The sequence below is a fragment of the Providencia sp. PROV116 genome, assembly GCF_028482485.1.
In the GTDB taxonomy this organism is placed as follows: Bacteria; Pseudomonadota; Gammaproteobacteria; order Enterobacterales; family Enterobacteriaceae; genus Providencia; species Providencia rettgeri.
This window is the reverse complement of sequence record NZ_JAMPQO010000035.1, coordinates 36,978-58,441: the sequence shown is the minus strand read 5'-3', so window position 1 is coordinate 58,441 and position 21,464 is coordinate 36,978. Positions and strand designations below refer to the sequence as shown.

Here is a 21,464-nt window from a genome sequence, read left to right as displayed (position 1 = left end):
GCTCTTTCTGAATAAGAAAGAACCACTTAGTAAAAAAGGGCGTCTAATAGACGTCCTTTTTATACATTGCAAAATTCAGACGTTGCAAAATTAAGAACCTATCTCATCAATCATTTGTATAATTATTGGTGAGATAGGCTCTGAAACAACGAATTGATAACTGTGCGGACTCCTTTGCGCAGTTATATGAGATTTATTAAGGTTTTGCTCGGAAGATATGGTATATTTTACCGCTGCCACAAAAAGAATGTTATTTTCTTATTTGGTGTAGTTAAAAAATTTGCTGAGCATGCTGAAATTCCTGCAAAATGGAATAGCACTTGTGAAATGGGTAGCACTTGTAAAGTGATAGTACTGACGTACAAGTAGTACTTGCGAAATAAAATGTTGCTGCAACTTGTTGTGTTTGCAGAACGAATAACGCTAATTACCTCCATTAACAAGGCTAATTACTTTTAGATCGCAGGTGATGTTATTGATATCCCTATTAAATTTTGCAGGCTTAGTTTGTAGTAATTGAGGGATATGTTGGCATATTCTATTGGTTTGGCTTGGTTGTTTTACCTTTGTAAGCAAGCAGGCTATGTACATACTTCATGGTAACAGGTTGAATTATGAGTGCGAATAGCGAAGCTCAAGGAAGTGGACGCAGTGCAGACATCTTCAAGTGGGTCATTGTCTGTGCCTTATTAATAATTGCTATTGTTGGCAATTATTACTTCCGTCAATATAATCTCGCGCTGCGTGCATTTGCAGTTGTGGCTGTTGTCGCTATTGCAGGTGCTGTCGCTTTATGGACTACAAAAGGTAAAGCAACACTGGCGTTTGCACGCGAAGCTCGCGTCGAGATGAGAAAAGTCATTTGGCCTACTCGCCAGGAAACATTGCAAACTACTTTAATTGTTGCTGCAGTAACGGCTGTAATGTCTTTAATACTGTGGGGACTAGATGGTATCCTGGTGCGTTTAGTTTCATTTATTACAAGCCTGAGGTTATTCTAAATGTCCGATTCACCTAAAAAGCGCTGGTATGTCATTCAGGCATTCTCTGGTTTTGAAGGTCGCGTAGCACAATCTTTACGTGAACATATCAAATTACATGCTATGGAAGATTCTTTTGGCGAAGTTATGGTTCCAACAGAAGAAGTTGTTGAAATCCGTAGCGGTCAGCGCCGTAAGAGTGAACGTAAATTCTTCCCAGGCTATGTCTTGGTCCAAATGGTCATGAACGATGACTCTTGGCACTTAGTGCGTAGTGTACCGCGTGTAATGGGGTTCATTGGCGGAACGTCAGATCGTCCAGCGCCAATTAGCGATAAAGAAGTTGACGCTATCATGAACCGCTTACAACAAGTTGGTGATAAACCACGTCCGAAAACACTGTTTGAACCAGGTGAAATGGTTCGTGTTAGCGAAGGTCCATTTGCTGACTTTAACGGTGTTGTTGAAGAAATTGACTATGAAAAGAGCCGCTTAAAAGTCTCTGTTTCTATCTTCGGTCGCGCAACTCCAGTCGAATTGGATTTTGGTCAGGTAGAAAAAGCCTAATCTAAGCGACAAAACTGACTTGCAAAAGGCGTGAAATTTGACTACAATTTCGCGCCTTTTGTTTTTATGTTCGGCGCAAATTAATGTGCGGGACATGTTTAATGTAACGGGGAGCCTTGCAAACTGTAAGGCGCTATCACCCATCTAGAGGAAATATCATGGCTAAGAAAGTTCAAGCCTACGTTAAGCTGCAAGTTGCAGCTGGTATGGCGAACCCAAGTCCACCAGTTGGTCCAGCTCTGGGTCAACAAGGTGTTAACATCATGGAATTCTGTAAAGCGTTCAACGCAAAAACAGACAGCCTGGAAAAAGGTTTACCAATTCCTGTTGTTATTACTGTTTACGCAGACCGTTCTTTCACTTTCGTTACCAAAACTCCACCTGCAGCAGTTCTGCTGAAAAAAGCAGCTGGCGTTAAGTCTGGTTCAGGCAAGCCTAACAAAGATAAAGTTGGTAAAGTGACCTCTGCTCAGATTCGCGAAATCGCTGAAACTAAAGCTGCGGACATGACTGGTGCTGATGTTGACGCAATGATGCGTTCAATTGAAGGTACTGCTCGTTCCATGGGCCTGGTAGTGGAGGACTAAGACAATGGCTAAACTGACTAAGCGCATGCGCAATATCCGTGAAAAAGTTGATGCAACTAAACAGTACGACATCAACGAAGCCGTTGCACTGCTGAAAGAATTAGCAACTGCTAAATTCGTAGAAAGCGTTGACGTAGCTATCAACCTGGGCATCGATGCTCGTAAATCTGACCAAAACGTTCGCGGTGCAACTGTACTGCCACACGGTACTGGCCGTTCAGTTCGCGTTGCTGTGTTCGCACAAGGCGCAAACGCTGAAGCTGCTAAAGCTGCAGGCGCTGAACTGGTAGGTATGGAAGATCTGGCTGATAAAATCAAAGCTGGTGAAATGGACTTTGACGTTGTTATTGCTTCTCCAGATGCAATGCGCGTTGTTGGCCAATTAGGTCAAGTTCTGGGCCCACGTGGTCTGATGCCAAACCCGAAAGTTGGTACTGTAACTCCAAACGTTGCTGAAGCAGTTAACAATGCTAAAGCAGGTCAGGTTCGTTACCGTAATGACAAAAACGGAATCATCCACACCACTATCGGTAAAGTTGATTTCGACACTAACAAACTGAAAGAAAACTTAGAAGCACTGCTGATCGCGCTGAAAAAAGCAAAACCAGCTTCTGCTAAAGGTGTTTTCATCAAGAAAGTTAGCCTGTCTACCACTATGGGTGCAGGTGTTGCTGTTGACCAAGCTGGTCTGTCAGCGACAGTTTAATTGCTATAGCTTCGGCTAATTGGTAATTAGGCTTTACCTTTGCGTCAAATTTGTATAAAATTTGACGCCTTGAGTTTGTTGGGTATAGCAATATACTCAACAAACCACAAATTTCGGTATGGAGTCTGGCCTTTCCAGACCCCGTCCAAGACCGCAGGTGTAGTCTAACCGCTGCTTAATTTACCTGCGTAGACGGTGACAGAGATACCTAGAATTTAATTCTGGATTTCTATTCTGCTCACCGTGTTTTAGCGCTCTTACATAATGTTGTGTTTGAGTGATGTGAGTCCCGGGGTTTCCCGGTTAATCCAGGAGCAAGAAGCTAATGGCACTAAATCTTCAAGACAAACAAGCGATTGTTGCTGAAGTCAGCGAAGTAGCCAAAGGCGCGCTTTCTGCAGTTGTTGCTGATTCACGCGGCGTAACTGTAGCAAAAATGACTGAACTGCGTAAAGCAGGTCGCGAAGCTGGCGTTTATATCCGTGTTGTTCGTAACACACTGATCCGCCGTGCTGTTGAAGGTACTTCTTATGACGTACTGAAAGACGTGTTTGTCGGTCCAACCTTAATTGCTTTCTCTAACGAACACCCGGGCGCTGGCGCTCGTCTGTTCAAAGAGTTCGCGAAAGCGAATCCAGCATTTGAGATTAAAGCTGCGGCCTTTGAAGGTGAGTTAATCCAAGCGAAAGATATCGATCGTCTGGCAACTCTCCCAACTTACGATGAAGCAATCGCACGCCTGATGTCAACCATGAAAGAAGCCGCTGCAGGCAAATTGGTTCGTACTCTGGCTGCTCTGCGCGATCAGAAAGAAGCTGCATAAGCCCTTTCCTTCGTTGCTTTTTAACGTATAAACTATTTCTGAATTTTAGGAACACTTGTTATGTCTATCACTAAAGACCAAATCCTTGATGCAGTTGCAGAAATGTCTGTAATGGACGTTGTTGAACTGATTACTATGATGGAAGAAAAATTCGGCGTTTCTGCTGCTGCAGCTGTTGCTGTTGCTGCGGGCCCAGCTGAAGCTGCTGAAGAAAAAACTGAATTCGACGTTGTACTGTCAGCTGTTGGCGGTAACAAAGTTGCAGTTATCAAAGCAGTTCGTGGTGCAACCGGTCTTGGCCTGAAAGAAGCTAAAGACATGGTAGAATCTGCTCCAGCTACTATTAAAGAAGCTGCAAGCAAAGACGAAGCTGAAGCTCTGAAAAAATCTCTTGAAGAAGCAGGCGCTTCTGTTGAACTTAAATAAGTTCAACTTCAAGAACGCAGCCTGATCTAATTAGGCTGACGGCTGGTGATTTTTTAATCACCAGCCTTTTTGCGCTGTAAGGCGTGATGGGTGTTAACAGCTTTTCACGCAGTTTTAATGTTAACAACAACCCTCCAATACTTCTTTCTATTGACGACTTAATATACTGTGTTCTTCGCTACGACCCGCTCGGGTAGCTCGGTAGCAATGGCAACGCAATGAAATGATTTAAGAGTAATAGCAATGAGTATTAAGGAAAGTATTCATTTTCCATTTCTTATATAAAAACGCGTTGCGGTTCAGTCTCTTAAACTAAGAGCTAACCACTTGGGTCACTGATCAACGAGCTGAGGAAACCTATGGTTTACTCCTATACCGAGAAAAAACGTATCCGTAAGGACTTTGGTAAGCGTCCACAAGTTTTGGACATACCTTATCTCCTTTCTATCCAACTTGACTCGTTCCAGAAGTTTATCGAGCAAGATCCAGATGGCCAGAATGGGCTGGAAGCAGCTTTCCGTTCTGTGTTTCCAATTCAGAGCTACAGCGGTAATGCTGAATTACAATATGTCAGCTATCGTTTAGGCGAGCCTGTTTTTGATGTTAAAGAATGTCAAATTCGCGGTGTAACTTACTCTGCGCCTTTACGTGTGAAATTACGTCTCATCGTTTATGAGCGTGAAGCACCGGAAGGAACTGTTAAAGACATCAAAGAACAAGAAGTTTACATGGGTGAAATTCCACTCATGACTGAAAACGGAACTTTCGTTATCAACGGTACTGAGCGTGTTATCGTTTCTCAGTTACACCGTAGTCCAGGTGTATTCTTTGACAGCGATAAAGGTAAAACACACTCTTCAGGTAAAGTGCTATATAACGCACGTATTATCCCTTACCGTGGTTCATGGCTTGATTTCGAATTCGACCCGAAAGATAACCTGTTTGTACGTATTGACCGTCGCCGTAAATTACCTGCGACCATTATTCTGCGTGCAATGGATTACAACACCGAAGAAATCTTAAATCTGTTCTTCGAAAAAACAGTATTCCAAATCCGTGATAATAAACTGATGATGACGCTGGTTCCTGAGCGTTTACGTGGTGAAACTGCTTCGTTTGATATCGAAGCGAACGGTAAAGTCTATGTAGAAAAAGGCCGCCGTATCACTGCACGTCACATTCGTCAGTTAGAGAAAGAAGAAGTCAATAGCATCGAAGTTCCTGTTGAATATATCGCAGGTAAAGTTGTTGCTAGAGACTATATTGATGAAAGCACCGGTGAGCTGATTTGTGCAGCGAACATGGAACTTTCTTTAGATATGTTGGCACGTCTGAGTCAGTCTGGTCATAAAACAATCGAAACATTGTTTACCAATGACTTAGACCACGGTGCTTACATTTCTGAAACCGTTCGTGTCGACCCAACTAACGACCGTCTGAGTGCATTGGTAGAAATCTACCGCATGATGCGTCCTGGTGAGCCACCAACCCGTGAAGCTGCAGAAAACTTGTTCGAGAACCTGTTCTTCTCTGAAGATCGTTACGACTTGTCTGCGGTAGGTCGCATGAAGTTCAACCGTTCACTGAACCGTGAAGAAATCGAAGGTTCAGGTATCCTGAGTGAAGAAGACATCATTGATGTTATGCGTAAACTCATCGATATCCGTAACGGTAAAGGCGAAGTGGATGATATCGACCACTTAGGTAACCGTCGTATTCGTTCTGTTGGTGAAATGGCAGAGAACCAATTCCGTGTCGGTCTGGTTCGTGTTGAGCGTGCAGTGAAAGAGCGTCTTTCTCTGGGCGACCTCGATGCATTAATGCCACAAGATATGATCAATGCGAAACCAATTTCAGCCGCAGTTAAAGAGTTCTTTGGTTCCAGCCAGCTGTCTCAATTTATGGACCAGAACAACCCGTTGTCTGAAATTACGCACAAACGTCGTATCTCTGCGTTAGGCCCAGGTGGTTTGACTCGTGAGCGTGCGGGCTTCGAAGTACGTGACGTTCACCCAACTCACTACGGTCGTGTCTGTCCAATCGAAACGCCTGAAGGTCCAAACATCGGTCTGATCAACTCATTATCTGTTTATGCACAGACCAATGAGTACGGTTTCTTAGAAACCCCATACCGTTTAGTACGTGATGGCTTAGTGACAGACGAAATCCATTATCTGTCTGCAATTGAAGAAGGTAACTTCATCATTGCTCAGGCGAACACCGTTTTAGGTGATGATGGTAGCTTTGTTGAAGAACTGATTACGTGTCGTAACAAAGGTGAATCAAGCTTATTCAGCCGTGAACAGGTTGAATATATGGACGTTTCGACTCAACAGGTTGTTTCTGTTGGTGCGTCCCTGATCCCATTCCTTGAACACGATGACGCCAACCGTGCATTGATGGGTGCAAACATGCAACGTCAAGCGGTTCCTACTCTGCGTGCTGACAAACCATTAGTTGGTACAGGTATGGAGCGTGCAGTAGCGGTTGACTCTGGTGTTACTGCTGTTGCAAGACGTGGTGGTTCGGTTCAGTACGTTGATGCTTCTCGTATCGTTATCAAAGTTAACGAAGATGAGATGTACCCAGGCGAAGCTGGAATCGATATTTATAACCTGACTAAATATACCCGTTCTAACCAGAACACCTGTATTAGCCAGATGCCTTGTGTATCTTTAGGTGAGCCAGTTGAACGTGGTGACGTGTTAGCGGATGGTCCTTCAACAGACCTCGGTGAATTAGCACTTGGTCAAAACATGCGCGTGGCATTCATGCCATGGAATGGTTATAACTTCGAAGACTCCATCTTAGTTTCTGAGCGTGTTGTTCAAGAAGACCGTTTTACAACTATTCATATTCAAGAGCTCTCTTGTGTGTCTCGTGACACTAAATTAGGGCCTGAAGAAATCACTGCAGATATTCCAAACGTCGGTGAAGCTGCACTGTCTAAACTTGATGAATCCGGTATCGTGTATATTGGTGCGGAAGTGAAAGGCGGCGATATTCTGGTTGGTAAAGTGACACCTAAAGGTGAAACTCAGCTGACGCCAGAAGAGAAACTGTTACGTGCTATCTTTGGTGAAAAAGCATCAGACGTTAAAGACTCTTCTTTACGTGTTCCTAACGGTGTATCTGGTACGGTTATTGACGTACAAGTATTTACCCGTGACGGTGTAGAGAAAGACAAACGTGCATTAGAGATCGAAGAAACTCAGTTACGTGATGCGAAGAAAGACTTAACAGAAGAGCTGCGTATTTTCGAAGCAGGTCTGTTTGCTCGTATCCGTTCTGTACTGGTTAACGGCGGAATTGAAGCTGAAAAACTGGACAAACTGCCTCGCGACCGTTGGTTAGAGTTATCTTTAGCTGACGAAGAGAAGCAAAACCAGTTAGAGCAATTAGCTGAACAGTATGACGAACTGAAATCTGAGTTCGAGAAAAAACTCGATGCAAAACGTCGTAAAATTACTCAAGGTGATGACTTAGCACCGGGTGTACTGAAAATTGTTAAGGTTTATCTGGCTGTTAAACGTCAGATCCAACCGGGTGATAAAATGGCGGGTCGCCATGGTAACAAAGGTGTTATCTCAAAAATCAACCCAGTTGAAGACATGCCTTACGATGAAAACGGTAACCCAGTTGATATCGTTCTGAACCCGCTGGGCGTACCATCACGTATGAACATCGGTCAGATTTTGGAAACTCACTTAGGGATGGCAGCGAAAGGTATTGGTGAGAAAATCAATGCTATGCTTAAACAGCAAGAAGAAGTTGCCAAACTGCGTGAGTTTATCCAAAAAGCATACGATTTAGGTGATGATCCACGCCAGAAAGTTGACTTGAACACTTTCTCTGACGAAGAAGTTATGCGTTTGGCTGAGAACCTGAAAAAAGGTATGCCAATTGCAACACCAGTATTTGATGGTGCGAAAGAGAAAGAAATCAAAGAACTGCTGAAATTGGGTGGTCTGCCAACTTCAGGTCAGATTACATTATTCGATGGTCGTACTGGCGAGCGCTTTGAGCGCCAAGTAACTGTTGGCTACATGTATATGCTGAAACTGAACCACTTGGTTGACGATAAGATGCACGCCCGTTCAACAGGTTCTTATAGCTTGGTTACTCAGCAACCGCTGGGTGGTAAAGCGCAGTTCGGTGGTCAGCGTTTCGGGGAGATGGAAGTGTGGGCACTGGAAGCATACGGTGCAGCCTATACTCTTCAAGAAATGCTTACAGTTAAATCGGATGACGTTAACGGCCGTACGAAGATGTATAAAAACATCGTCGATGGCAGCCATCAGATGGAACCTGGTATGCCGGAATCTTTCAACGTATTACTGAAAGAAATCCGCTCACTGGGTATCAACATCGAGCTGGAAGACGAGTAATTCGTTTTATGCCGGAAAGCTTGCTTTCCGGCACATGTAAGCACTGGGATTTGGGGAGAGTGTCTTTGAACACTCACCTGACAGGTCTAACTCCGACAGGAGCATTTTGTGAAAGACTTAATAAAGTTTCTGAAAGCGCAAACCAAGACCGAAGAGTTTGATGCTATCAAGATTGCTCTGGCATCACCTGATATGATCCGTTCATGGTCATTCGGTGAAGTTAAAAAGCCAGAAACCATTAACTACCGTACGTTCAAACCTGAGCGTGACGGTCTTTTCTGTGCGCGTATTTTCGGGCCAGTAAAAGACTACGAATGTCTGTGCGGTAAGTACAAACGTTTAAAACACCGTGGTGTGATTTGTGAGAAGTGTGGCGTTGAAGTTACACAGACCAAAGTTCGTCGTGAGCGCATGGGTCACATTGAACTTGCATCTCCGACTGCACACATTTGGTTCTTAAAATCACTGCCATCCCGTATCGGTTTGCTGCTTGATATGCCACTGCGTGATATCGAACGCGTTCTGTACTTTGAATCATATGTCGTTGTTGAAGGCGGTATGACTAGCCTTGAGCGTGCACAGATTCTGACAGAAGAGCAATACTTAGATGCGCTGGAAGAGTTCGGTGACGAATTTGATGCGAAAATGGGTGCGGAAGCAATCCAAGGCCTGCTGAAAAACCTCGATCTTGAGAACGAGTGTGAAACGCTGCGCGAAGAGTTAAACGAAACTAACTCTGAAACTAAGCGTAAGAAGCTGACTAAGCGTATCAAACTGCTAGAAGCATTTATCCAATCTGGTAACAAACCAGAGTGGATGATCTTAAACGTATTACCTGTATTACCACCGGATCTGCGCCCATTAGTTCCACTCGATGGTGGTCGTTTCGCAACATCAGATCTAAACGATCTGTATCGTCGCGTAATCAACCGTAATAACCGTCTGAAACGCCTCCTGGATCTGGCTGCGCCAGACATCATCGTACGTAACGAAAAACGTATGTTGCAAGAAGCGGTTGACGCCCTGTTAGATAACGGTCGTCGTGGTCGCGCAATCACAGGTTCTAACAAACGTCCTCTGAAATCTTTGGCTGATATGATCAAAGGTAAACAAGGTCGTTTCCGTCAGAACTTACTTGGTAAGCGTGTTGACTACTCAGGTCGTTCTGTTATCACCGTAGGTCCATACCTGCGTCTGCATCAGTGCGGTCTGCCTAAGAAAATGGCTCTTGAGTTATTCAAACCATTTATCTATGGCAAATTAGAATTACGTGGTCTGGCAACAACCATTAAAGCTGCGAAGAAAATGGTTGAGCGCGAAGAAGCGGTTGTTTGGGATATCTTGGATGAAGTTATCCGTGAACACCCAGTTATGCTGAACCGTGCACCAACACTTCACCGTCTGGGTATCCAAGCTTTCGAACCTATTCTTATCGAAGGTAAAGCTATCCAATTGCACCCACTCGTTTGTGCGGCATATAACGCCGACTTCGATGGAGACCAAATGGCGGTACACGTTCCTCTGACTCTGGAAGCTCAGTTAGAAGCACGTGCGTTGATGATGTCAACCAACAACATCCTGTCACCTGCAAGTGGTGAGCCTATCATCGTTCCTTCACAGGACGTTGTATTGGGTCTTTACTACATGACACGTGACTGCGTAAACGCGAAAGGCGAGGGCATGGTATTAGCCGGTCCTAAAGAAGCTGAGCGTGTTTACCGTTCAGGTCATGCGTCACTGCATGCCCGCGTTAAAGTCCGTATCACTGAAGAAGTAAAAGATTCGGAAGGTAACATCACAATCAACACGGGCTTAGTTGACACTACTGTTGGTCGTGCAATTTTATGGATGATCGTACCGAAAGGTCTGCCTTACGAATTGGTTAACCAAGCGTTAGGTAAAAAAGCGATCTCTAAAATGCTGAACACCTGTTACCGTGTTCTGGGCCTGAAGCCTACTGTTATTTTTGCTGACCAAATCATGTATACCGGTTTTGCCTATGCGGCACGTTCTGGTGCATCAGTTGGTATCGATGATATGGTTATTCCAGAGAAAAAAGCTGGAATTATCGCCGAAGCAGAAGCTGAAGTTGCAGAAATTCAGGAACAGTTCCAGTCTGGTCTGGTTACAGCAGGCGAACGTTACAACAAAGTTATCGATATCTGGGCAGCGGCAAACGAACGTGTTGCTAAAGCGATGATGGAAAACTTATCGACTGAAGCGGTTATTAACCGTGATGGCGTCGAAGAACAACAAGTTTCTTTCAACAGTATCTTTATGATGGCCGACTCCGGTGCTCGTGGTTCTGCAGCTCAGATTCGTCAGCTAGCCGGTATGCGTGGTCTGATGGCTAAGCCAGATGGCTCAATCATCGAGACACCAATCACGGCAAACTTCCGTGAAGGTCTGAACGTTCTCCAGTACTTTATTTCTACGCACGGTGCGCGTAAAGGTCTTGCCGATACCGCATTGAAAACAGCGAACTCCGGTTATCTGACTCGTCGTTTAGTTGACGTTGCGCAGGACTTGGTGGTAACTGAAGACGACTGTGGAACTCACGAAGGTATCCTGATGACTCCGGTTATCGAGGGTGGCGACGTTAAAGAACCACTGCGTGAACGTGTACTGGGTCGTGTGACTGCAGAAGATATCCTGATCCCAGGAACTGCGGACATTCTAGTTCCACGTAATACATTACTGCACGAAAAACTGTGTGACCTGTTAGAAGCTAACTCAGTCGACAGCGTTAAAGTTCGTTCAGTTGTAAGTTGTGAAACTGACTTCGGTGTGTGTGCTCACTGTTATGGTCGTGACCTTGCTCGTGGTCACATCATCAACAAAGGTGAAGCTATCGGGGTTATCGCGGCACAGTCAATCGGTGAGCCGGGTACACAGTTAACGATGCGTACGTTCCACATCGGGGGTGCGGCATCTCGTGCGGCGGCAGAATCTAGCATTCAAGTCCGTAACACAGGTACTCTGAAACTGGTTAACGCAAAATTCGTTACGAACTCAGAAGGTAAACTGGTTATTACTTCACGTAATACAGAGCTGCGTCTGATTGACGAATTCGGTCGTACTAAAGAAAGCTATAAAGTCCCTTACGGTGCGCACTTGACGAAAGGCGATGGCGATGCAGTAACGGGCGGTGAAACTGTTGCGAACTGGGATCCACATACCATGCCAGTCGTCAGTGAAGTTTCTGGTTTCATCAGCTTCTCTGACATGCTTGATGGTCAAACAATGACGCGTCAGACTGATGAATTAACTGGTCTGTCTTCAATCGTTGTTCTGGATACTGCGGAACGTACCAGTGGTGGTAAAGACCTACGTCCTGCTTTACGTGTTATTGACGCAAATGGTAACGACGTTCTTATACCTAACACAGACATGCCTGCTCAGTACTTCTTACCGGGTAAAGCAATTGTTCAGTTAGATGATGGCATCGCAATCAATGTCGGTGATACCTTAGCGCGTATTCCACAAGAATCTGTGGGTACTAAAGATATCACGGGTGGTCTGCCACGCGTAGCTGACTTGTTCGAAGCACGTCGTCCGAAAGAGCCTGCAATCTTGGCTGAAATCAGCGGTATTATCTCGTTTGGTAAAGAAACCAAAGGGAAGCGTCGTCTGGTTATCACACCATTAGATGGTAGCGATCCGTACGAAGAGATGATCCCTAAATGGCGTCAGCTCAACGTGTTCGAAGGTGAGATCGTTGAACGCGGTGACGTGGTTTCCGATGGTCCAGAATCTCCACACGATATTCTGCGTCTGCGTGGTGTCCATGCTGTTACGCGTTATATTACTAACGAGGTTCAGGAAGTTTACCGCTTACAAGGCGTTAAGATTAACGATAAACACATTGAAGTTATCGTTCGTCAGATGCTGCGTAAAGTCACTATCGCGGATGCAGGAAGTTCTGAATTCCTCGAAGGTGAACAAGTCGAGTACTCACGTGTTAAAGTTTCTAACCGTAAACTGGAACAAGAAGGCAAAATTCCAGCGAACTTTGCTCGCGACCTGTTGGGTATTACGAAGGCATCTCTGGCAACAGAATCCTTTATCTCAGCAGCATCGTTCCAAGAAACAACACGCGTACTGACTGAAGCAGCAGTTGCAGGTAAACGTGATGAACTGCGCGGTCTGAAAGAAAACGTAATTGTTGGACGTCTGATCCCAGCAGGTACTGGTTTTGCGTATCACCAAGACCGTATCCGCCGCCGTCATCTGAACGATGTTGTGGATGCACCACAAGTCAGTGCAGATGAAGCAACAGCGAACTTAGCTGAGCTGTTAAATGCAGGTTTCAGCAGCGACAACCAGAACTAATTTCTGATTTCACTGCAAAATTCCTGACAGAAGCCAGTACCGAAAGGTACTGGCTTTTTTATATCTAATAAAATGATAAATTGATTTTTATTTTTCTAATTTGAATTCATCAATAAATCCTTTTATTTCTTAAATTTATCTGAATATGTAATACGTATTTCTATTTTTAAAATATATCGGCCAGTGAAAAAACGTAATAATAATTTTCCGGGTTAAAAATTAAACGGTAATAAAAATAATAATACAAAAATCACTTTCAAATTATTTAATAGGAATAAATAAAAGGAATATACGATGGATAAAAAAAAGACAAATGAACAGGTAGATACAAATCAAGCCAGCCTTTCGGCTTATCATGGTTTATTATCAAACTCATTAGGGGTAATGAATACATCTCAGATAATCACTGGGAACGGGCAAATTGCGTTAGATTTAGTTGTTGTTATCGATACCAGTGGTTCAATGGCTGATGAAGCAGGGGATTTAAGTAAACAGATTGATGCGACGATTGAAGCGGCATCAGCAAAATGTCCATCGCATCTTCGTGCCACATTTTTAGGTATTGAAGGGACTTGGGCAAACACTAAGTTTGATCAATCTGCCAGTGAATATTTAATTAAGGTCGGAGCGAACGAAAGGGATCTACAAGCAAGATTACCGTTTAAAGAATCCGATGGGCGAGATCATGCTGGAAATAAAGAAGATTTATGTCGCGCGGTTATTGATATTAGTAAACATTTTGATTGGCGTGATGATGCGCGTAGGGCTATTTTTGTGTTGGGTGATGAAGGGATGGAAGGTGGCGGCGGAATTCTTACTCGTGCTGCAATTGCAAAAAATAATGAAGCCATATCTGTCGCTCAAGAAAGAGGAATTAAGGTGTATACCTACCAAGGTACACCGGATGATAGCCTAACAAATCTAGATCGTTTTCCGACTCTTGCTGATAGAGATAACGTGACGAGGGAGTACGAACGGTTAGCCAAAGAAACCGACGGACGTGCGTACATTTACACCACAGGGATTGCAAATTTCTCCTTGGTTTTACAGGAAATATTGTGTGACAGCTTAACACCACCAGTAAAACCAGATAAAGGTTTATTAAATTGTGATGCGGTGTGTGACAACTTGCCATTAATTATCAATACAGTAAATACATTGTCAGATATCATCAATAAAACTATCAACTCTTGTTGCCCAATAGACTCAGATACGAAACATGATGATTCATGCCAGTGTAAACATTAATATTGTGTTATGAAAATAAAAGCGGGAAAATATCCCCGCTTTTATAGTTATTACTGATAAGTTTCGTGATTAATAAAAAATACCAATAATTGCACAGTGCGCGACAAACCCAACCATTAATGGTACAGCGGTTCGTTTCACGACATCAAAAGGTTGCAGTTTTGCCCCACTTGATACGGCAATAATAACCCCCGCGACGGGGGACATACCTCGACCCATGTGGGAAGCTTGTTGCATTGGTAGGATCATGGCAATTGGGTTAACGCCCATACTATGCGCAATTTGTGGAATTAACTCAACGAATGCAAGGAATGGTGCATTACCTGAACCCATAATAATGGCTGCTGCAAGGGTCACTAATGCAAATACAATCGCCATGGCAAATGGTGGCAAGCCGACGGACTCAGCACCTAAAATCAGTTGGTCAATTGCTCCACTGACTTTAATACCATGAGCGAACACACCAGCAGCAACCAATAAGCCAACTACATTACTGAATGCATGACCCATACCATTTAAAAATGTTTGGAAGCCATTACAAACCGTTTTGAAATTACGTACGCGAAGTGTTTCAATCACCATACAAATTGCCATAGCAATCAGTACGATAGTCACAACATCTAAGTGAATACCGGAAAAGAACAAATTGGATGTTCCTACTGCCATAATAATGGGTAACATAGGAAGAAGTGCATAATATCCAGGAACGGACTTAGTCGTTTCCTCTTTTTCATGGGACTGAACAGCTTTACCAATTTCAGGCACGAAACCTTGCTTACGGTCACAATGACGTTGCCAGAAAATATGGGTAATACCGACTACCAATACAGTGGCTAACGCGGCAGGGCCTTGATAGTAAAGTACATATTCAACAACAGACATATCGACAGCTTTTGCGCCACGGATAGCATCAATTGCCGTTGGAGTATAGGCCACACCAAGGGATGTAGCGATAACTCCAGCCGCAGAAGCAGGTGATAATCCCAAACCAATCATAATGGGGAACATGGTACCCATTAACAATACAGCTAAGCCTGTTGCTGATGGAATGGCTAATTGCAAGATACTTGCCAGTAAGAAAGAGAAAAATAGTAGTACATAAGGTGAACGCATATTTTTCAGTGGCTTGGTTGCAACACGTACTACCGCTTCATTGGCACCTATATGGTCCATATAGTGCGCAAAGCCCATCAATGCCATGATCATTAAACCGAGATCTGCTGCGCGGCTACTGAATAAATCTCGCATGACTTCAAATGGATCGAGCCAAGTGATACCGGTGGTGGCGACATTTTTAGGGAGGATAGGCCCCCAGCCAAGGGCTAGGGTGAATATCATCAATACTAAGCCAGCAATTAATAATACCGGCTCAGCTTTGTATCCCTTCAAAATAAACCGCGCAACCAAAACAACGATAATCAGAACCGTTAGAATTGGGATCATGCTTTAGCTCCTGGTTTGAAGCGTTCAGCGGTGATTTGTACCACTTGTTTTAATACATCGCTGGCGGCATGTAGGGATTTAACAGGTAGATATTCATAGATTGAATGGAAGTTATGTGCACCTGTGAAGATGTTAGGGCAAGGTAACCCATTTTGTGATAATGCGGCTCCATCATAGCCACCACGCATAGGAATGACTTTTGGTGTAATACCACAAGCTTGGTAGGCGTCAACAGCAATATCAATAGGGTAACGGTTATCACCTTGTAGGCTGTTGTAAACGTTAGAATAGCGATCTGATAGCTTACAAACAACACTTTCGCTGCCCCAGAGACTTTCACAGCTTTCTGCTAATTGTTTTAAGAAAGCCATACGTTTGCGATAGCCGTCTTCGGTAAAATCGCGAATGTCCATTTTTAACACGGTACGAGCGCTATTACCTGACATTTGTTTCACCCAATAATAGCCTTCGCGACCATCTGTATATTCAGGGGCTTCACCGCCGGGTAACATGGCAATAAATTTTTGCGCCATTAATAATGAATTAACGAGTTTGCCTTTCGCAGACATTGGATGAGCTGATTTACCCGTAAAGATGATTTCGGCATCACCCGCATTCCAGTTTTCATACACAAGTTCACCAATACCGCAGCAGTCTAAGGTGTAAGCAAAATCTGCTCCAAACTCTTTAACATCAAAAACTTTTGCGCCACGGAGGCCTTGTTCTTCGTCCGGAACAAAACCAATTTTAATGGTTCCGTGCTTGATTTCTGGGTTTTGTTTAAAGTATTGCAGCATATCCATGATAGAGGCAATTGCCGCTTTATCGTCAGCACCTAATAGGCTAGTTCCATCAGTGACAATAATGTCATCACCAATGTAGTTCACCAATTCAGGGAATTCACTCTTACGTAGATAAATATTAAGCTCTTTATTCATGCATAAATCTTCACCGGTGTATGGCAAGATTTGCGCTTTAGTATCATTGGTTTGTTCTGCACTGGTGTCTAAGTGGCCGAAGAAAGCGACGGTTGGGACATCATAATCAAGGTTGGAAGGTAACGTTGCGGTGACAATAGCAGTGTCACGCAGTTTAATGTCTTCAACGCCCAGAGCCTCGAGCTCCTGAACCAATTGTTTCGCAAGGACACGTTGCCCTTCTGAGGATGGCATAATCCCTGCCGCGCCCTTTTCCCTATCAGTGGTGGTGTTAATTTTGGTGTAAGAAATAAATCGCTCAACAATATTCATTCTTTTAATTCCCCAGCATCTTATAGAATGCGTTTTACATTAGTTATATCTGTGAATGTAATTTCATTTCACAGTATTATTTTTGTATCACAACTAAAGACATTTTGAATATCAGACCTGTTGAATTTTTCTAAGAAATGCTAGTGGGTATATAAAATTGATAATTAATAGTGGCATTATTCGCATAATGAATTAAAATGAGCGACTTTATTCCTATCTTATTTTACATTGTTAAATTATTGATATTAATACGTGATAATATTCCTTCACGATGTATATTTTATTTAATACCTAGTATTAAACTCACTCTATCTTAAATTTAATTAATATATATTGTTGCTGGGTAACTAAAAGATAATTTATTCTAAAAATAAAAACAATTTTAATTTAACAATATTAATAGAAAAGTAGATGGAATGAATACTTAAAATCATATTTTGACATTTTATTTCTTTATCTTTCATTTAGATAATTGAATAAATTTTATAATGGCCCTTATATTGGTTGATTTTTATAGGGTAGTGATAAAAAATTTTTTTTTGTATTGTTTCACATTGCCTCTATTCATCCTTCTTTGAAAGTAAATGAAAATTTAATGTCGATTGTTTAACTACCACTTGCTATGTAATTTCAAAGCAAAATTCTACTTTTGTGCTCAGTATCTCTGAATTGTTTATTTTTATTAAAAATCATTTGATTATGGTTATTTTTGCTAAGTTGTCATCATTTTTTTACTGTGAGGTAATCGACTTGTTTTCGATGAATTGCTTACTTTTTGTGATCTCTACTTGAATTTTGGTATTTTCGATCACTTACTTTTTGATCTTATGTAAAAGTATAAATAATATGTATTAACCAAAAACGAAAGAAAACGTAAACAAAAAGAGGATGAAGCAATGACTGTTTCGCGCAGAACCTTTATAAAAGGATTAGCAGCCAGCGGTGCAGCAATGTCGGTTTCTAGTCCCATTTTAGCCAGTGATGGAAAACCTTCAAATATTAAGCCTTATCGGCCCGATAACTCCCCTAACTTATTGATAGTATTCCCCGATGAGATGCGTGCCCATGCGTTACAATTTATGGGAGAAGACCCGTCAATTACCCCTAATTTAAATAAGTTTGCCAAACAATCAAAAGTCATGACACAAATGGCATCCAATTACCCACTATGTTCTCCATTTCGTGGCATGTTTATGACTGGCCAATATCCTGTACGTAACGGTATTACAGGCAACGCACATGATTATGGTGGGAAGGTAGGGATTGATTTATCACCTTACGCTAATTGTTGGTCTGATGTTTTGAAATCATTGGATTACAGCACGGGTTATATTGGTAAATGGCATTTGGATGCGCCATATGCACCTTTCATTGAAAGCTATAACAATCCGATGGAAGGGCGTTATTGGAATGAATGGGCAGCACCAAACCGCCGCCATGGCTTTGATTTTTGGTACTCCTATGGCACATATGATTTGCATATGAAACCGATGTATTGGGCCAATAATACACCACGAGAAAAACCTATTTATATCGACCAATGGGGACCAGAGCACGAAGCGGATATGGCCATAAAATTCTTACAGAATAAAAATGGGCAATACCGTGATAATACTAAGCCATTTGCGCTGGTTGTTTCAATGAACCCTCCACATTCACCGTATGACCAAGTCCCACAAAAATATCTTGATGTCTATAAAGGGAAAACCTCGCAAGAGTTAAATACTCGTCCAAACGTTAAATGGGATGTGGAATACCAAGAAGGTTATGGTCCTCAATATTTTAAAGAATATCTGGCGATGGTAAACGGCGTCGATGAACAATTTGGGCGTATCGTTGATGAACTTGAAAAACAGGGACTTGCTGATAATACATTGGTCGTTTTCTTCTCTGATCATGGTAGTTGTCTTGGTGCAAATGGGCAGCCGACAAAAAATAACCCTTATGATGAATCAATGCGTGTTCCGATGATGTTTCGGTTACCGGGTAAAATTAAACCGGGGCAAGATGATGCATTAATGTCAGCACCGGATATCTACCCAACGATTCTAGGTTTATTAGGATTAGAGCAATGGATTCCCGGCTCAGTTGAAGGAAGTAATTTAGCTGAGCGAGTGGTTACTGGTGAGGGGGATGTTGCCAATTCTCAACTTTACTTATTTATTCCGTATGGTGAACCTTCGTTTGGTAAACGCGGTGTGAGAACGAAAACTCATACACTGGTTATTGATCGCCAAGATGGACAGCCACTGAAATATACGCTTTATGATAATGTGAATGACCCTTATCAAATGAAAAATGTGGCAGATGAAAACAAGCCAATTATTGATAAATTAATTAAAGATGAGCTCATACCGTGGTTAGAAAAAACCGGTGACTCTTGGAGACCAACAGAGTTTATTACGGCAACAACAAATAAATTAAATAAGAAAGTCTCAGCGTGTGAAGTTAAATAAATTATTTTTTGCCGCCTAATTAATTAGGCGGTAATAACTAAAAATAATGAAAATATTATTCTCTAATAAAACAGGGAATCACTATCCTCGTGCTTAAATAGCACACAGCTTTGGAATAAAGATAATGAAAAGATTAATTATTGCTAGTGCAGTGTTATTTGCAATTTCATCACAATCTGCTCTCGCAAATAACTATAAAACAACAATTGAATACCGTCACCAATATTTAGATGCATCAGGGAAAAGTGGAGATAGAATTAAAGCTTTCTTGGATACAGGAAAAAATATTGGATTTGAACTCGATGCACGTTATGGGAATAAAGATGGTGCCTATGATGCAATGAAAATTGATGGTTCAGAATTTTCAGCTTTTTATTATACAAAGTTGAACCCAAATTTAGTGGGACTTGTCGGTGCTTCTCTTGATTTTGATAAATTAGGTTTAGTTTATGTGCCTTATGTCCGTTTAAATTATACATTCGATAATGGTATTCGTTTGCAAGGCCGTTATAAATGGAAAGTGTGGGATTATGGTCAAGCTGGGGAAAACGGCAGTAATTACCATTCTAAAATCCAGGAGTTTGATAGCTGGATAGGTTACAAATGGGGTAACTTAGACCTGCAATATCAGTTAGATTTAATGTGGGAAATGGCTGACAACGCTCAACCTCTTTATAATGATAAGAAATTCGATTATCAACACAACGTTCGCCTTCGTTATGACATTAAAGCGGATGATGGTGCTTTATGGCGCCCATTTGTTGAAGTGGGTAATGTGAAAGAAAATAGGTTTTCAAGTGACCGCCAAACACGTTTCCGTGTAGGTATTCAATATACTTGGTAATATCGTTTTTTATTAAATATACCCACGAATCATCGCGGGTGGGGTTGTTGACAAAGCGGGATAAAAGCGTGGTTTTTCCCGCTTTGTATTATCAGCCGAAAATCAATAAATTGATTTTCCTAGTTTATTTTCAAAACCTATTAGACTTGCCGCCAAACACAATATGTTTGTCGGCAGTCTGACCCACGAATCATCGTGGTTTTTTTTTATTGCCTATTTTTAAAGAGAAGGGAGGAAGAAACATGGAAAAAAGCAAGAAAAATGGCCAATAAATTGGCCAAAAAGAAAGTAATGAAATGACAACTTGAGCAATGGTAAATCGGGTTGTAATGAATTAAATTTTGAGTTGAATAACTTCACTTGCTGCTAACAAATATGCTCCTGCCCCATAATCCATATTATGTTCATACTTGACATCTCGTGGATTGAACGCCGGAAGCTGCACCCAACCTAACATGCCATTAGGGTGAATACAGTTTTGTAGTGCACGCCATGATTTTTCTAGTAAAGGCAGATAACGCATTTCTTCCAGTAAACCTTGGTTTAACCCCCATGCTAAGCCATAGCAAAATAATGCGGTGGCGCTACTTTCGGGAGTGGGAAAGCTTTGCGGGTCAAGTAAACTGGTACGCCAGAAGCCATCTTCTTGCTGGTATTGAATGACAGTTTCCATTAGCTCCGTAAATAAATTTACATATTGCTGGCGGGCAGGGAAATCATTAGGTAAAGATTGTAAGATACGAGGGATAGACGCAATGACCCAACCAATGCCTCGACTCCAAAATACTTTCTCACCATTTTTTTCACGCAATTCACCACCTTTACCATCAGGAATATAACGATAATCGCGATAAATTAAACCAGTTTCAGGATCACGCAAATGTTCTATCGCATCCCAATAAGCGGTATGCATGTAATCGAAATAGCGACCGTCATTCATTTTAGTTGATAATGCAGCAAAAGCTGGAGGGGCCATGAAAAGTGCATCACACCACCACCAGTCCTCTCGACCTGGTTTTGGCTCTGCTAACATAAGGTTGAATGCGTTAATAGTGGGTTCAAGGACTTCTGGATGATCAAATTGTGAACTCACAGCTAAATAGGCTTGGGTGCAGACGTGGTCATCGGCAAAACGCGGGTTAGGTCCTGTACGAAATCCTGTATGTAATGTGTAATCCAATACACCAGCGAGATATTCGTTATCCTGTGTTGCTTGCCATGCAGCAGCAACACAAGACCACAGAACACCACGTTCCCAGTCTGTATCTTTGATAAAACGGGTTTTGCCACTACGACGAAGTACACTGCGTACTTGGTTTTTTGATTGATAACGATAAACTCGTTTCATATCATCTAAAACCGTATTACGTTGTAATGGTTTTGGTAATGATGATTGTTCCATTATTTTCTCCTG

Annotated in this window: 14 protein-coding genes; 11 read left to right on the top strand and 3 right to left on the bottom strand. The window is 42.3% G+C overall.

Annotated elements, in window-relative coordinates; genetic code table 11:
- Positions 1 to 614: 614 nt before the first annotated feature.
- The 9 genes from secE to PSE72_RS19195 all read left to right on the top strand — a co-directional run bounded on the left by secE (position 615) and on the right by PSE72_RS19195 (position 14,057).
- Positions 615 to 1,001 carry a preprotein translocase subunit SecE gene (gene secE / locus PSE72_RS19235; RefSeq protein WP_004265885.1) on the top strand — a complete coding sequence of 129 codons (387 nt, stop codon included), beginning with the start codon at positions 615 to 617 and terminating at the stop codon, positions 999 to 1,001.
- The gene (nusG, locus tag PSE72_RS19230; RefSeq protein WP_004264378.1) at positions 1,002 to 1,547 is read left to right on the top strand and encodes a transcription termination/antitermination protein NusG; all 546 of its coding nucleotides are present in this window, start codon (positions 1,002 to 1,004) and stop codon (positions 1,545 to 1,547) included.
- 158 nt (positions 1,548 to 1,705) lie between these two features.
- A complete protein-coding gene (gene rplK, locus PSE72_RS19225; protein WP_004264379.1) occupies positions 1,706 to 2,134 on the top strand; it encodes a 50S ribosomal protein L11 in 429 nt (142 codons plus the stop codon).
- A 4-nt stretch (positions 2,135 to 2,138) separates the two neighbouring features.
- Positions 2,139 to 2,840, top strand: a complete 702-nt coding sequence (rplA, locus tag PSE72_RS19220; RefSeq protein ID WP_004265881.1) for a 50S ribosomal protein L1 — start codon at positions 2,139 to 2,141, stop codon at positions 2,838 to 2,840.
- 325 nt (positions 2,841 to 3,165) lie between these two features.
- On the top strand, positions 3,166 to 3,663 hold the full coding sequence (rplJ, locus tag PSE72_RS19215) for a 50S ribosomal protein L10 (RefSeq protein ID WP_004264381.1): 498 nt from the start codon (positions 3,166 to 3,168) through the stop codon (positions 3,661 to 3,663).
- Positions 3,664 to 3,723: 60 nt separating this feature from the next.
- Entirely contained in the window at positions 3,724 to 4,089 is a 366-nt protein-coding gene (gene rplL, locus PSE72_RS19210; RefSeq protein WP_004265879.1) for a 50S ribosomal protein L7/L12, read from the top strand.
- Between the two features lie 359 nt (positions 4,090 to 4,448).
- Positions 4,449 to 8,477, top strand: coding sequence for a DNA-directed RNA polymerase subunit beta (rpoB, locus tag PSE72_RS19205; protein WP_004265877.1), 4,029 nt, complete (start codon positions 4,449 to 4,451; stop codon positions 8,475 to 8,477).
- A gap of 108 nt (positions 8,478 to 8,585) precedes the next feature.
- Positions 8,586 to 12,809, top strand: coding sequence for a DNA-directed RNA polymerase subunit beta' (rpoC, locus tag PSE72_RS19200; RefSeq protein WP_198642147.1), 4,224 nt, complete (start codon positions 8,586 to 8,588; stop codon positions 12,807 to 12,809).
- A gap of 294 nt (positions 12,810 to 13,103) precedes the next feature.
- Positions 13,104 to 14,057: a VWA domain-containing protein gene (locus tag PSE72_RS19195; protein ID WP_115166429.1), complete on the top strand. Its 954-nt coding sequence runs from the start codon at positions 13,104 to 13,106 to the stop codon at positions 14,055 to 14,057.
- 69 nt (positions 14,058 to 14,126) lie between these two features.
- Here PSE72_RS19195 and dcuC read toward each other — a convergent pair whose 3' ends face one another.
- Together dcuC and pepT are read right to left on the bottom strand one after the other, a co-directional pair.
- On the bottom strand, positions 14,127 to 15,500 hold the full coding sequence (dcuC, locus tag PSE72_RS19190; protein ID WP_115166430.1) for a C4-dicarboxylate transporter DcuC: 1,374 nt from the start codon (positions 15,498 to 15,500) through the stop codon (positions 14,127 to 14,129).
- Positions 15,497 to 16,750: a peptidase T gene (gene pepT, locus PSE72_RS19185; RefSeq protein WP_109913194.1), complete on the bottom strand. Its 1,254-nt coding sequence runs from the start codon at positions 16,748 to 16,750 to the stop codon at positions 15,497 to 15,499. Before pepT ends, dcuC begins: the two co-directional genes overlap by 4 nt.
- A gap of 896 nt (positions 16,751 to 17,646) precedes the next feature.
- On the opposite strand from pepT, the gene PSE72_RS19180 reads away from it, so the two are divergent.
- Together PSE72_RS19180 and PSE72_RS19175 are read left to right on the top strand one after the other, a co-directional pair.
- On the top strand, positions 17,647 to 19,206 hold the full coding sequence (locus tag PSE72_RS19180) for a sulfatase-like hydrolase/transferase (protein WP_115166431.1): 1,560 nt from the start codon (positions 17,647 to 17,649) through the stop codon (positions 19,204 to 19,206).
- A gap of 124 nt (positions 19,207 to 19,330) precedes the next feature.
- Entirely contained in the window at positions 19,331 to 20,050 is a 720-nt protein-coding gene (locus tag PSE72_RS19175) for an oligogalacturonate-specific porin KdgM family protein (protein ID WP_115166432.1), read from the top strand.
- A 334-nt stretch (positions 20,051 to 20,384) separates the two neighbouring features.
- On the opposite strand, the gene PSE72_RS19170 is transcribed toward PSE72_RS19175, so the two are convergent.
- Positions 20,385 to 21,452 carry a glycoside hydrolase family 88/105 protein gene (locus tag PSE72_RS19170; protein WP_272691108.1) on the bottom strand — a complete coding sequence of 356 codons (1,068 nt, stop codon included), beginning with the start codon at positions 21,450 to 21,452 and terminating at the stop codon, positions 20,385 to 20,387.
- Between the last annotated feature and the right edge of the window lie 12 nt (positions 21,453 to 21,464).

What these genes read in the sequence shown, in the direction of transcription:
- secE (WP_004265885.1), top strand. Translation starts at nt 615, where the DNA reads ATGAGTGCGAATAGCGAAGCTCAAGGAAGTGGACGCAGTGCAGACATC.
- nusG (WP_004264378.1), top strand. Translation starts at nt 1,002, where the DNA reads ATGTCCGATTCACCTAAAAAGCGCTGGTATGTCATTCAGGCATTCTCT.
- rplK (WP_004264379.1), top strand. Translation starts at nt 1,706, where the DNA reads ATGGCTAAGAAAGTTCAAGCCTACGTTAAGCTGCAAGTTGCAGCTGGT.
- rplA (WP_004265881.1), top strand. Translation starts at nt 2,139, where the DNA reads ATGGCTAAACTGACTAAGCGCATGCGCAATATCCGTGAAAAAGTTGAT.
- rplJ (WP_004264381.1), top strand. Translation starts at nt 3,166, where the DNA reads ATGGCACTAAATCTTCAAGACAAACAAGCGATTGTTGCTGAAGTCAGC.
- rplL (WP_004265879.1), top strand. Translation starts at nt 3,724, where the DNA reads ATGTCTATCACTAAAGACCAAATCCTTGATGCAGTTGCAGAAATGTCT.
- rpoB (WP_004265877.1), top strand. Translation starts at nt 4,449, where the DNA reads ATGGTTTACTCCTATACCGAGAAAAAACGTATCCGTAAGGACTTTGGT.
- PSE72_RS19195 (WP_115166429.1), top strand. Translation starts at nt 13,104, where the DNA reads ATGGATAAAAAAAAGACAAATGAACAGGTAGATACAAATCAAGCCAGC.
- dcuC (WP_115166430.1), bottom strand. Translation starts at nt 15,500, where the DNA reads ATGATCCCAATTCTAACGGTTCTGATTATCGTTGTTTTGGTTGCGCGG.
- pepT (WP_109913194.1), bottom strand. Translation starts at nt 16,750, where the DNA reads ATGAATATTGTTGAGCGATTTATTTCTTACACCAAAATTAACACCACC.
- PSE72_RS19180 (WP_115166431.1), top strand. Translation starts at nt 17,647, where the DNA reads ATGACTGTTTCGCGCAGAACCTTTATAAAAGGATTAGCAGCCAGCGGT.
- PSE72_RS19175 (WP_115166432.1), top strand. Translation starts at nt 19,331, where the DNA reads ATGAAAAGATTAATTATTGCTAGTGCAGTGTTATTTGCAATTTCATCA.
- PSE72_RS19170 (WP_272691108.1), bottom strand. Translation starts at nt 21,452, where the DNA reads ATGGAACAATCATCATTACCAAAACCATTACAACGTAATACGGTTTTA.